Below are 13,194 nucleotides of genomic sequence, written 5' to 3' on the forward strand. Positions count from 1 at the left end.
CCTATACGCTCATCTGCGGTTTGATCCAGCGCAACCGCAACGCGTTTGTGACGACAAAGACGCTCGACAATGCCATAGCACCCGCAGCAAGCGCTGGCGACAGAAGCAGCCCGAACAACGGATAGAACACGCCCGCCGCCACAGGGATTAACAAAGCGTTATAGCCAAAAGCCCAGAACAGGTTTTGCCGGATATTGCGCATGGTCATCTGGCTGACGTGCAACGCATTCACCACGCCATTCAGTTCGCCCGACATCAGTACGACGTCAGCGGCTTCAATCGCCACATCGGTTCCCGTACCGATCGCGACGCCGACATCTGCGCGGGCAAGTGCGGGGGCGTCATTGATCCCGTCGCCGACAAAAGCGACCTTTTGGCCGTTAGATTGCAGGGCTTCAATTGCAGTGACTTTGCCTTCGGGCAGGACTTCGGCGACGACGGTGTCGATACCGAGTTGTGCTGCGATTGCATCTGCAGTGCCTTGGTTATCGCCAGTGATCATCGCGACTTTCAGGCCAAGCTGATGTAGCGCGGCGATGGCGGCACCCGTGCTCTGCTTGATCGGATCAGACACCGCAATCACAGCCGCGAGTTGTCCGTCGATTGCGGTAAATAGCGGTGTTTTGCCTTGTTTCGCAAGGTCATCGCGTAAGTCGCTGAAGGCATCCAATGCGATACCTTCGCGGGTCATTAATCGATCTGCACCAATCAAAATCGTGCGATCAGAAACTGTGGCGCTGACGCCAAATCCCGTTTCCGCCGTGAACTGATCGACCTCGACGAGTTGTAAACCATCCTGCTCGGCACGGCGCACAATCGCTTTGGCGATGGGGTGTTCCGACATGACTTCGACAGATGCAACGAGGCGGAGGACGTCGGCCTGATCGAATCCGGTGCTGACTGTCAGGTCTGTTAACTCTGGACGACCTTCGGTCAAAGTGCCGGTTTTGTCCAAGGCAACCGTCTGCACGCTGCTCAATGTTTGCAACGCTTCGCCGCGCCGGAACAACACGCCCAATTCAGCAGCGCGGCCTGTCCCGACCATGATCGACGTCGGCGTGGCTAAGCCCATCGCGCAGGGGCAGGCGATAATCAGAACCGCGACACCAGCAATCATGGCAAAGCTCAGCGCGGGATCAGGGCCGAACACAAGCCACGCAACCACTGTCACAAGGGCAATCACAAGGACAGCTGGCACGAACCATAGCGTGATCCGGTTAACCACGTCTTGGATCGGAAGTTTCGCGCCTTGCGCGTCTTCAACCATACGGATGATCTGCGCCAGCATCGTGTCGCGGCCAACTTTTGTAGCGCGGATAGTCAACGCCCCGTTGCCGTTCACCGTCCCGCCGACAACCGTCGCATCGGAGGATTTCTCAACGGGGATTGGTTCGCCCGTGATCATGCTCTCGTCGACGTAGGACGTGCCTTTGGTCACAACCCCATCGACCGCAATTTTATCGCCGGGACGGACGAGCAACAGATCATCAGCGACAATTTTGTCGACGTCCAGCGCGATCAACTCACCGTCGCGGTAAACTTGGGCGGTCTTGGGGCTGAGGTTAACCAATTTGCGGATCGCGTCGCCCGTGCGACCCTTTGCACGCGCCTCCAGGTAGCGGCCCAGCAAAATCAACGTGACAATGACCGCCGCCGCTTCAAAGTACACAACCCGCGTGCCATCCGGCAGCAGCGACGGTGCAAACAGCGCAACGCAAGAGAAAACCCATGCCGCTCCGGACCCAAGGGCCACCAGCGAATTCATGTCAGGGGCCGCTTTGAACAGCGCGGGCAGTCCTTTGATGTAGAATTGGCGACCGGGCCACACCATCACGATTGTCGTCAGGACAAATTGGATCGTCCAACTGGTCCGCATCCCGACTGTATTCATGATCCAGTCGTGGACGGCAGGGATCATATGTCCGCCCATTTCCGCAATAAAGACGGGCAGGGTCAGCAGCAGAGCAACCAATGTCATTTGCTTGAGGTGAGCAGCCTCTTCGGCTTTCTTATCGCTGGCAGGAGCAGCCCCACCTTCATCGGGAATCAGCGTCGCTGGATAACCTGCGGCAGTAGCGGTTTGCGCAATATCCGACGCTCGCAACGACGTGCCAAGCACCTGAACAACCATGTTTTCTTTGGCAAGGTTTACCGCCACAGATACCACTGCGGGCAATGCCAAAACGGTCTTCTCGACGCGACCAACACAAGACGCACATGACATGTTTTCGAGACCAAACCGATAGGACTGCACAGCCGCGGGATAGCCCGCGACATCCAAAGCCGCGGTGGCGTGATCAGCGGTGAAATCCTGATCAACGTGTAATGTCGCCGTCTCGGACGCGAAGTTAACCCGCGCATCCGACACACCATCCACGGCCTGTAATGCCTTTTCGACACGACCAACGCAGGACGCGCAATTCATCGCATTCACGCTAAATGTCAGCGTAGTTTGGGTCGTCATTACGTCACCTCGGCATGGATTAAGTTGTTGTTACCTTCCACATAGGGATTCCAGTCACTGGAGGGTCAAGGGCTTTCCCTGATTTATCTACACAACTTTAAAACGAGTGATGACAGGGCGGCGTGGCTTCTAGTATGCTAGATTTGTGGTTGTTCGACTCGGCCTGATGCCTTTCGCGATCACATAGTTGAGTGCAGTGTGGAAGGTGTCGAAAAATGGACCGTAAATTGAAAGTTCTGATCGCTGGAACCGGTTTCGCAGGGCAAGGTCACGCCGACGCATTTCGTGGGGCAGGGGCCGAGGTCGTAGGTATGGTGGGGCGCACTGACACGGTTGTGCGCGATGTGGCCGCGAAAATGAACATCCCCTACGCAGGCACCGATTGGCAGGCCGCATTAGAGGTGTGTCAGCCGGATATAGTGACAATTGCCACGCCAGGCGGAGCGCATGTCGCGCCGATCAAGCAGGCCATTGCGTTTGGCTGCCACGTTTTCTGCGACAAACCGATGACCCATAGCGGCGAAACGGCGATTGAATTGTACCAGCTTGCCCAGCAAAAAGGTGTCAAAACGGCCTATGCCGCCAGCTTTCGCTATTCGCCCAGCGTGCTCCACGCAAAGCGGCTCGTGTCTGAGGGCGCGATTGGCGAGCCGACTGAGGTCGAAAGCATTTCGCACTTTAACCTTGATCGGAATATCCCCTTTGGTTGGTCGCACAGCAAGGCCGCTGGCGGGGGGCGGTTGAACAACAACTTCACCCATTCGTTGTCTATCGTGTCATCCGTGATCGGTGGTGAAATTCGAAAAGTTGTGGGCGATGTGCGCGATGATATGGGCCGCGCGCCTATTGTTGAGGGTGTGCATAACTTCATGACGCGCCGTGATTTTATTCCCAAAGACCTGAGCGATCCGGCGTTGAAATGGGGCCGCAGCGACGTGGAATGGTCGTATACCGTGCTTGCGCACTTCCAAAGCAACGTCACCGCAAAACCCGTTTCGGTGTTGTTCAAACATGGCGGTCTGGTGCCGCGCTTCGCCGATGACCACATCGTTTTCTACGGGACCACAGGCGCGATCTATCTCAAGGGGCATTATGGTTCCGGCCAGTTATCGCATTTCGGCGCAGATCAGAAATGGACCGATTTACCGCTGCCGCAAGATATCATTGACGCGAATCCAGATGTGCAGGGCGAGACGGAGCAATGCTGGCACTACCTCGTGCGTGAGTTTGTAAAAGACATCAACGGGGAAACCGTGGCGCCCTATCCGACCTTTGCCGAGGGCAGTCAGTACCAACAAATTATTGACCTGATCCGGTCATCGGACTGCTGGACTGACGTGCCTTCAATCGGAAGGTTGCGCAAATGAAGATCACTGGCGCAAAAGTATTCGTCGGTGGCCCCGGCAAGAACTACGTCACGCTCAAGATTATGACCGATCAAGGTGTGTACGGGCTGGGTGATGCGACGCTGAATAATCGCGAAACGCTCCCGGCGGCCTATCTGAACGACTATTTAATCCCCAATCTGATTGGCATGGACCCCCGCAATAGCGAAGACATTTGGCAGTTTTTCTATCGCGGGGCCTATTTCCGGCGCGGGCCGATTGCGATGGCGGCATTTGCCGCGATTGATATGGCGCTTTGGGACATTAAAGGCAAATTGGCGAACATGCCGCTTTATCAGCTTTTTGGTGGCAAAAGCCGTGATGGCGCACTGGTTTACGCGCATGCAACAGGGTCTGACCTGAGCGATCTGAAGGATTCGATCCGCTATTATATCGACCAAGGCTACAAGGCTGTGCGCGTGCAATGCGGCATTCCGGGGATGCCAACTGCGGGTTACGGTGTGGCCGAAACCAAGGGCGATGTGGCAAATTACATTACTGATTTCAGCGGCATAAAGCCCAAAGTCGAGATTTGGGATACAGACCGATACATGCGTTACATGCCCGATGCGCTGATGGACATTCGCGATCATTTTGGACCAGACCTGAAAATCCTGCACGATGTGCACCATAGACTGACCCCGCGCGAGGCGGCTGCTTTTGCGAAATCGGTTGAACCTGTCGGGTTATACTGGCTTGAAGATCCGACCCCCGCCGAAGACCAAGACGCGCTGAAAATGTTGCGCCAACATTCGACCGTGCCTGTGGCCATCGGCGAAGTCTTTAACTCGGTTTGGGACTGTAACAAGCTGATAGAACAGAACCTTATCGACTTTATCCGCGTCAGTGTGACCTATGCGGGCGGGATCACGCACGTAAAACGGATCGTTGATCTTGCAGGTCTGCATAACGTGCGTACCGGATTTCATGGCGCGCCCAGCCATTCGCCGATTAGCATGGCGGCGCAGGCGCATCTGAATGCTTGGGCGCCGAACTTTGGTATTCAGGAATATCTTGTTCTGGGCACGCCGGAATGCGACGCGCTATTTCCCTCCGATCACAAGCTGCAAAACGGCATGTTTCAGGTCAGCGATGGGGCAGGGCTGGGCGTTGATTTCGACGAAAGCGAAGCCGAACGCTATCATTTCAAGGCGGGCAGCCACCCAATCGTGCGGCTCGAAGACGGGACAATGTGGGATTATTAACCGCGTTTCTCGCGGGATAGCCAGCCCAAGAGCGCTAACACGACGTTGGGGCAACGCGGAGTATTTACAAGGATTCAGGAATCTGGTCTACTAGTCTTCAACATGATCGTTTTGCAGCTTGCAGACGATAAAGTTCTGGGAGGAAACTTGTGTTTAATTTCAAATCAATAAAATTCTTGGCCATTGGTGCCGTATCCGCAGCCGCTTTTGTGGCGACATCTGCTGCGGCTGAAACTGCCCTGCGTGGGGCCAGCATGTTTGACGAAGAACATGCCTACACAAAAACATTGCGCGAATTTGAAAGGCTTGTAGCCGATAAATACGATGGCGACGTCACATTCGACATGAGCTTGAACGGCGAACTTGGCGACGAAAGCGATTTCGTCACGTTCTTGCAACAAGGTGTGGCGATTGATTATGCGGTCATGGCACCGTCGAACATGGCGACCTTTGCGCCGTCTATCCCATTGATGGATATGCCATTTTTATTCCGTGACCTCGATCACTGGAACACAGTGCTGTCCAGCGACGTCATGGCGCCGCTAGAAGCGGAGCTATTGGAAAAGGCAAACATCCGCGTGATTGGATATGCCGGCGGCGGTGTTCGTAACCTTGCCTCTGCTGATCCAATTACCAGCATGGACGAGCTGACTGGCCACAAAATGCGCGTGATGGGTGCACCTATTCAGGCGCAAATCTTCGCGGCGATCAAAGCGACACCATCCGCGATTGCCTATAACGAAGTCTATAACGCGATCCAGACTGGCGTGATCGGCGGCTTTGAAAACGAAGCGGCGTCTATCCAAAATCTCAAGTTCTACGAAGTTGCGCCGAACATCACGCTCACCAAACACGCGATCACTGTGCGCCCATTGGTGATGTCCGAAAGCACATTCAGCGCATTGCCTGACGATCTAAAAGCGGTCGTCTTGGAAGCTGGTGCCGAAGCTGGTGCTTACGGTCGCGACTTGGAAAGCACGCAAGACGGTGAGAAAATGCAGCAAATGCTCGATGCTGGTCAGATCGTTGTGCAGGAATTCGAAGGCCGCGACGCGCTGCTCGAAATGGTTGTACCTGTGCAAGACGCTTACGCTGAAGAACTCGGCGCGACTGAACTGCTGCAAGCGATCCGCAACAAGTAATCGCCACCTATATGTCTTTGCTACCGGCGTGCGATGTGCGCCGGTAGCCTTTTATTTATTGAACGGGCCCCCGTCATGATCGGACGTATATTAGACAGCTTTTGCAACGGCCTGCGGGTTTTGCTGGGACTACTTATTGCAGCGCTCGCCATTCCCGTGGGGATGCAGGTGCTCGCGCGGTATACAGGTTTCATTCCGGTCTATTTGTGGACTGAAGAACTGGCGACATTCATCTTTGTCTGGGCCGTGATGATCGGCGCGATGGTCGCTGTTTGGGACGGGACACATTTTGATGTGCGCGTGATCCCCGATGCAAAGCACCCTTTGTTGAAATTGCTCCAAGACGGCTTTGTACTGCTGATGACCTTTGCTTTTGCACTGATTTTCGCATGGTACGGCATTGAATATGCTGAATTTGGCTACATCCAGAATTCTGTGATGATGCGGGCGAACATGTTGATCACATACATTTCGGTCCCGATCACGGGCGTCGTTTGGACGATCTTCACGGGCTACCGCCTGTACGAAGCCTTCGAGACTTATAAAAATTCAAAGAAAGCACTGGCATGATCATTTCCACCGGGCTTGCCTGCGCCATCCTTGTTGGCGGTTTTCTACTTCTGGTCGCCATGCGCGTACCTGTCGCATTTTCACTGGCGATCGCAACGGTTCCGATTGTCGTGTTGGAACTGCGCTTGACGCCGTTCATCGTTTTGGACCGCATGTTCCAGTCCTATAACTCGTTCATCCTGTTAGCCGTGCCGTTCTTTTTACTGGCCGCAAACCTGATGAACTCTGGCAAAGTCACCGACAAGCTGATCGACCTTGCAAAGGTCTTAACTGGTTGGATGCCGGGCGGTTTAGGCCATGTGAACGTTGCGGTTTCTATGCTGTTCGCGGGCATATCCGGATCATCCACGGCAGATGCTGCGGGATGCGGTAAAATCCTGATCCCCGCGATGATTAAAGAAGGCTACGACCGCCGCTTTGCCATCGCGATCACAGCTTGTTCGTCGGTGATGGGCGTCATTATTCCGCCGTCTATCCTGATGATCGTCTGGGGCGGCGTCATGCAAACATCTGTCGGGGCGTTGTTTTTAGCCGGTGCTATTCCGGGCATCATGATCGGGCTGGCGCTGATGGCGACGGTGTACGGCTACGCCAAAGTCTATAATTATCCGATCATTGGCCGCCCGACCTTTGCCGAGATTGTCACCGCTTTCAAAGGCGCGTTCTTGGCGATGCTCACGCCCATTCTCGTGATCGGCGGGATCGTCGGTGGCATCGTGACGCCCACGGAGAGCGCGATCATCGCGGCTGGTTATTCCTTGATCTTAGGGATGTTCGTCTACCGGACCGTGACGGTCAAAGACCTAGGTCACATCTTTTACGACACCGGACGTTTTGCCTCGATTTCGCTTTTTGCAATCGGATCGGCGTCCGCATTTGGCTGGCTGCTCGCATTTTACCACGTCCCGCAATTGGTTGTCGATACGATGACCGCATGGCAGTTCGGTGCCTTTGGCACGGCTCTTGTGATCGCTGGTCTGTTTTTATTCTTCGGACTGTTCATCGACGCGATCCCGACAATCATCATCCTCGGCACTGTGTTGTTGCCAGTTGCAACCGCCGCAGACATTCACCCTGTTGTCTTTGCAATCATCGGGATTGTGTCGCTCGCATTCGGGCTTGTGACGCCGCCATACGGATTATGTTTGCTTATATCAGCCTCAATCGGCGGAATGAACGTTGTGCAGGTCATGCGCGAAGTGGTCATCATCTTGCTACCGATGTTGGCGATCTTGTTGCTGATCATCCTGTTCCCTGAAATCTCGCTTTGGCTTCCGCGCCAATGGATGCCCGAAGCCGTCAATTAAGGTCTTCGTAATGATGACAGATACGTCGCGTCGTGATGCTCAGGTCTGGGCGAAATGGTTCTGGGCTGAGTATTTCGGGCATTGGCTATCGCAGGTCCGCGACGGCGATGCTGGAGTGTTTGATGCGTTGGACGAAAATGGCGCGCCAGACGTGGCCGCAACCAAATCCGTCCTCGCCCAAGCGCGAACGCTATTTACGGTGTCGCACGCCGCGTTGTTGTCGCAAGTTCCTGCGTTGATTGCGGCTGCAAACACACAGGCCGCGTTCCTTGACCGCTATCGCAAGGCACCCGGTCTGTACCGAACTGCTGCAAATCGTGACGGAAGCCCAACCGGCGACGCCGTGCATGAGGCGGCACGCAGCTACGATCAGACCTTTGTGATCCTAAGCCTCGTGACGTTGAACAAGATCGCGCCGTCCAGCGATACGGTCAAGCTGATCGAGGAATGCTGGACCGCTTTGCAAACGCACCTTACCGATCCGGACACCGGATTATTGCTGAATGACGATATCGGGGCCAACACTAATCCAGCCCAAAACCCGCATATGCACCTATACGAAGCCTGCCTACAGGCCTACCGCATGACCCGGGAGCCGCTTTGGCTGGACCGCGCGGCTGAATTGCGGCGCATCGGTTTGCAGTATTTTATGGATCAAGAGAGCGGTAGTATTGCCGAGTTTTTGACCCCTGACTTAAAACCATTGCCAGCCAACGACGGGTTGCGGCGCGAAACCGGACACCAATGCGAATGGGCGTGGTTGCTTCTGGAAGAAGCAGATCTGGCCGACAGTCCGGACCTAGAGTTACCTGCGAAACAATTGCTCGCCTTTGCCGACACACATGGATTTGCACATGACGGTCCACTCGCTGGGGCTGCGTTGGATGCTGTCCTCAGCAATGGCGCGATCCATGAACATAGTTTCCTGCTTTGGCCCCAAACCGAAGCAATCAAGGCGCTTGCTCTGCGTCACACGGCTGGCGATCCACATGTGGGGGAGCGTGCATGCGCTTTGCTGTGTCTGATGTTCGAACACTGGTTCAAAGATCGGCCCACCTATATCAACCAACTCGACCCTTCCGGCACAACGATCTGGCCCGAGGCATTGACGCGCCTGATGTACCACGTTGTTCTCGCCATGACCGAAGGCGCGCGCGCAGGGCTCTGGCCCGATATTCCACGCCATGACAGCACTTGAGCCAAACAAAACGACGCAAAGGATTCCCGCATGAGCACCTCACTCTTTGACCTGACTGGCAAGCGGGCCTTAATCACCGGATCGTCGCAGGGAATCGGATTTGCCTTGGCCAAAGGTTTGGCTGCCGCAGGTGCCGCTATTGTTTTGAATGGTCGCGATGTTGGAAAGCTTGAGCAAGCGGCGGTGAAACTGCGCGAGGCAGGGGGCAGTGTCGATGGGCTGCCATTCGATGTGACCGATCACGCAGCTGTCAAAGCTGCTGTCGATGGTTTCGAGACAACAACGGGTTCAATCGATATCCTGGTGAACAATGCTGGCATGCAACACCGCACCGCGCTTGAAGATTTCCCCGCTGACGCCTTTGAACGGTTGTTACAGACCAATATCGCGTCGGTCTTTCATGTTGGCCAAGCCTGCGCGAAGCATATGATTAAACGCAAAGCGGGCAAAATCGTCAACATCGCCTCGGTGCAAACGGCGCTCGCTCGCCCCGGCATCGCGCCCTACACCGCGACCAAGGGCGCGGTCGCGAACCTGACCAAAGGCATGGCGACCGACTGGGCACAGTATGGTTTGAACTGCAACGCACTTGCACCGGGCTACTTTGACACACCACTCAACGCGGCCCTCGTCGCGGACCCTGAATTCAGCACATGGCTCGCGAAACGCACACCAGCAGGGCGGTGGGGCAACGTCGAGGAACTCGTCGGGGCGTGTATTTTCCTAAGCTCTGCTGCGTCGACATTTGTGAACGGGCATTGCCTGTACGTGGATGGCGGCATCACGGCGTCGCTGTGATGAAGTATGTTGTAATGGGCGTGTCCGGATGCGGTAAATCGGCAATTGGGGCAGGGTTTGCTGATGCGATTGATGGCATTTTTATTGACGGCGACGACCTGCACCCCGCGAGTAATATCGCAAAAATGGCAGCGGGAACGCCCCTAACTGACGAAGATCGGGCGCCTTGGTTACATGACGTCGGGCAGACCCTCGCCGCACATAACGGCGATGTCGTGATCGGCTGTTCTGCGTTGAAACGCGCCTATCGCGACATGATTCGACAGAACGCTGGTGGGCCTGTGATGTTCATGCATTTGCACGGGGACAAAGCGGTGATCGCTAAGCGTATGTCGGAACGCGAAGGGCACTTTATGCCGTCCGCTCTTTTGGACAGTCAGTTCGCCACACTGGAATTGCCGCAAGTCGATGAGGATGCAATTACCGTAGATATCGATCAAACACCTAGCGATATCATCTCGGAATTACTGGCAAATCGGATACAAAAAGCCCCGCCAAAGTGAACTCTAGCGGGGCTAAATATCGTGAATGTTCAGCCGCTTTTATTCGCGGTTGCCCAGCAATTGCAGCAAGAACATGAACATGTTGATAAAGTCGAGGTACAGGTTCAATGCACCCATAATTGCAGACTTTGCCAACCATTCTTGGTCGCTGTTTGCAGCGTGAGCGATATAGTCAGTCTTGATCTTCTGCGTGTCGTAGGCTGTGAGGCCCGCGAAAATCAACACACCGAGGATGGAAACCGCAAACTGGATCGCGCCAGATTGGAACCACAGGTTTGCGATGGACGCGACGATCAGGCCGATAACACCCATGATGAGGAAGCTACCCCATGCAGAGATGTCTTTTTTCGTGGTGTAGCCCCAGAGGGACAGACCTGCGAACGAGATCGAGGTGATCAAGAACACTTGCGCGATGGACATGCCCGTGAAGGCTGCGAAAATCCAAGAGATGGACAGACCCATGACCGCTGCGAAGGCGTAGAAGAACAACTGCGCGCCAGCGGCGGACAATTTATTGATCGCTGCACCAAATGCAAACACCATACCAAGCGGGGCGAACATCGCGATCCAGCCAAGAATGTTTGGCTGCAACGTGTTAGGGTCGCGGAAAATGCTCAACAAAGCGGGGCTAGAGCCGATAGCCCATGCCACTGCGAAAGTGACCAACATGCCTACAGACATAGTGCTGTAGACTTTATTCATGTGGGCACGGAGCCCTTCGTCAATCGCCGCCGTGCGGACCCCGCCCGCCGTCTGGATTGTTTGATATTCAGCCATGGATACCTCCAAAAATAAACTGCGGACGCCAAGTGCGGCGTCTTAGTAGCAATATTGGCAGGGAACCCGCGTAATTCAAGGGGTAAGTCGCCGGATTCGCGCTATTATAGGCGAACTGCGCCGGAAAGCCGCACCATGGTAAACAAAGCCCTAAAATTGTATGTATTAGCCGTCATTTTTGCAGCTACGGGGTCACGACGACTTTGCCCGTTGATTTGCGTGTGCGGAGTAAATCTAGCGCCTCTTCGGATTGTTCTAGCGGCAAAACGTGGCTCACATGTGGCTTTAGTTTTCCGTCGGAATATAAATCGAAAAGATCTGACATGCTGGTAAGAAGAGCCTCTGCATTAAAGCTCAAATACCCGCCCCAGTAGAATCCGATCACGGTAATGTTTTTGACCAAAATGATGTTCGCGGGGATTTGCGGGACTTCTCCGCTTGCGAAACCGATGGTGACGACGCGGGCTTCTCGATTGCAGGTTCGCAACGCCGCGTTAAACAAATCACCTCCAACAGGGTCGTAAATGACATCGGCCCCACCGAGCGCTTTCACCTCTGTTTTGACGTCTTGCGTGTCGCTGTCGATCACGTGATCTGCGCCCGCAGTTTTGGCGATGGCCAGTTTTTCAGCACCTCGCGCAACGGCGATAACTTTTGCACCCAATGCCTTGCCAATTTCAACGGCAGTCAGGCCAACGCCACCAGCAGCGCCCAAGACCAACAGCGTTTCGCCTGATTGCAGATTCGCGCGTCGGGTGAGTGCTAAATGTGATGTTCCGTAGGCGACCATAAAGCCAGCCGCGACCGATGATTCCATGTTTTCAGGGACTTCACGACATAATGCGGCCGGAAATACGCCTTTTTCCGCCAATCCGCCAGAGCCGCCAAAGACCGCCACACGGGTGCCGATGGGCGGGGTCGTCACACCTTCACCGTGTGCAATTACGGTGCCGCAAACTTCCATGCCTAAGGTGAAAGGCAGTGATGGCGTTTCTTGATACGTGCCCTTTGCCATCAATAAATCCGCAAAGTTTAACCCGCATGCCGCGATATCCAACAGCAGCTCTCCCGCAGCGGGTACAGGAACTGGAACGTTGATCAGGGTAGGGGGCGTTTCGAAATCGATGACATGAAATGCGCGCATATAAGAGAATCCATCGTGGTTTTTCTAAAGATCATGTTAACCTATATCCGGTAGCTCAGAAGGTGAAGCATCACCTAGGCGACATTAAATGCGCCCGAAATGATGCTGAATCGATCTTGAACCTGTCCTTAAGGTCAGGTCCTGTGCTGCAACCGTTGCGTGTTTAGCGGGATAAGGTGATTGCACTCAAGTACGCGGCGATCCGGGACAGGATTGCCGAGATATAACAATTTAGTCGTAGCGTATTTTAGCGCGTAAGACGTGACAGTTAGGAATATTAAGATGAGCCATCCAGTAGACGTACATGTCGGGAAACGTATTCGCCACCGCCGGTGGATGAATGGAACGACACAACAACAACTGGCTGAAAAAGTTGGTATTAAATTTCAACAGATTCAAAAGTACGAAACCGGAATGAACCGCGTAAGTGCGTCGCGCCTTTGGGATATCGCGAACGTCTTGGGTGTGCCTGTGTCCTTCTTTTTCGAAGGTATCGAGGCCGCGACGAACAATGCAGAACTGACAGCCGATATGCCGTCAGATATTCTGACAGACAAAGAAGCACTCGAATTGCTGCGTTCTTACTATGCAATTCCTGAGAATCAGCGCCGTCGTTTGTTCGACCTTGCGCGTGTCCTCAGCGAAGCTGCTTAAACGATTCTTGACCTGACGCGCTCTGGCAGGCTACCGCTTGCGAGATC

Annotated in this window: 12 protein-coding genes; 9 read left to right on the forward strand and 3 right to left on the reverse strand. The window is 54.5% G+C overall.

Features of this window, described 5'->3' with window-relative positions:
• Position 1 precedes the first annotated feature (1 nt).
• Positions 2-2,464, reverse strand: coding sequence for a heavy metal translocating P-type ATPase (locus FHS72_RS02155; protein WP_183524842.1), 2,463 nt, complete (start codon positions 2,462-2,464; stop codon positions 2-4).
• Positions 2,465-2,679: 215 nt separating this feature from the next.
• Between FHS72_RS02155 and FHS72_RS02160 the strand changes: the two genes are divergently transcribed.
• From FHS72_RS02160 to FHS72_RS02195, 8 genes are all read left to right on the forward strand, one after another.
• A complete protein-coding gene (locus FHS72_RS02160) occupies positions 2,680-3,831 on the forward strand; it encodes a Gfo/Idh/MocA family protein (RefSeq protein WP_183524844.1) in 1,152 nt (383 codons plus the stop codon).
• Positions 3,828-5,054 carry a D-mannonate dehydratase ManD gene (gene manD / locus FHS72_RS02165; protein ID WP_183524847.1) on the forward strand — a complete coding sequence of 409 codons (1,227 nt, stop codon included), beginning with the start codon at positions 3,828-3,830 and terminating at the stop codon, positions 5,052-5,054. Before FHS72_RS02160 ends, manD begins: the two co-directional genes overlap by 4 nt.
• A 149-nt stretch (positions 5,055-5,203) precedes the next feature.
• Entirely contained in the window at positions 5,204-6,196 is a 993-nt protein-coding gene (locus tag FHS72_RS02170) for a TRAP transporter substrate-binding protein (RefSeq protein ID WP_343042632.1), read from the forward strand.
• Positions 6,197-6,271: 75 nt separating this feature from the next.
• A complete protein-coding gene (locus FHS72_RS02175; RefSeq protein ID WP_183524850.1) occupies positions 6,272-6,766 on the forward strand; it encodes a TRAP transporter small permease in 495 nt (164 codons plus the stop codon).
• Positions 6,763-8,073 carry a TRAP transporter large permease gene (locus FHS72_RS02180; RefSeq protein ID WP_183524853.1) on the forward strand — a complete coding sequence of 437 codons (1,311 nt, stop codon included), beginning with the start codon at positions 6,763-6,765 and terminating at the stop codon, positions 8,071-8,073. The genes FHS72_RS02175 and FHS72_RS02180 overlap by 4 nt, the downstream gene beginning before the upstream one ends.
• Before the next feature lie 10 nt (positions 8,074-8,083).
• Entirely contained in the window at positions 8,084-9,271 is a 1,188-nt protein-coding gene (locus FHS72_RS02185; protein ID WP_183524855.1) for an AGE family epimerase/isomerase, read from the forward strand.
• A gap of 30 nt (positions 9,272-9,301) precedes the next feature.
• Positions 9,302-10,069 (forward strand): SDR family oxidoreductase, encoded by a 768-nt coding sequence (locus FHS72_RS02190; protein WP_183524857.1) that lies wholly within the window; start codon positions 9,302-9,304, stop codon positions 10,067-10,069.
• Entirely contained in the window at positions 10,069-10,572 is a 504-nt protein-coding gene (locus FHS72_RS02195) for a gluconokinase (RefSeq protein ID WP_221235310.1), read from the forward strand. Before FHS72_RS02190 ends, FHS72_RS02195 begins: the two co-directional genes overlap by 1 nt.
• Positions 10,573-10,611: 39 nt before the next feature.
• Here the strand turns inward: FHS72_RS02195 and FHS72_RS02200 are convergent, their stop codons facing one another.
• Both FHS72_RS02200 and FHS72_RS02205 read right to left on the reverse strand, forming a co-directional pair.
• A complete protein-coding gene (locus FHS72_RS02200) occupies positions 10,612-11,349 on the reverse strand; it encodes a Bax inhibitor-1/YccA family protein (RefSeq protein WP_183524859.1) in 738 nt (245 codons plus the stop codon).
• 184 nt (positions 11,350-11,533) lie between these two features.
• On the reverse strand, positions 11,534-12,493 hold the full coding sequence (locus tag FHS72_RS02205) for an NADPH:quinone oxidoreductase family protein (protein WP_183524861.1): 960 nt from the start codon (positions 12,491-12,493) through the stop codon (positions 11,534-11,536).
• A 282-nt stretch (positions 12,494-12,775) separates the two neighbouring features.
• Here FHS72_RS02205 and FHS72_RS02210 point away from each other — a divergent pair, with 282 nt between their 5' ends.
• A complete protein-coding gene (locus tag FHS72_RS02210) occupies positions 12,776-13,147 on the forward strand; it encodes a helix-turn-helix domain-containing protein (protein WP_183524863.1) in 372 nt (123 codons plus the stop codon).
• Positions 13,148-13,194 lie beyond the last annotated feature (47 nt).

This window comes from Yoonia ponticola, assembly GCF_014199395.1.
Taxonomy (GTDB): Bacteria; Pseudomonadota; Alphaproteobacteria; order Rhodobacterales; family Rhodobacteraceae; genus Yoonia; species Yoonia ponticola.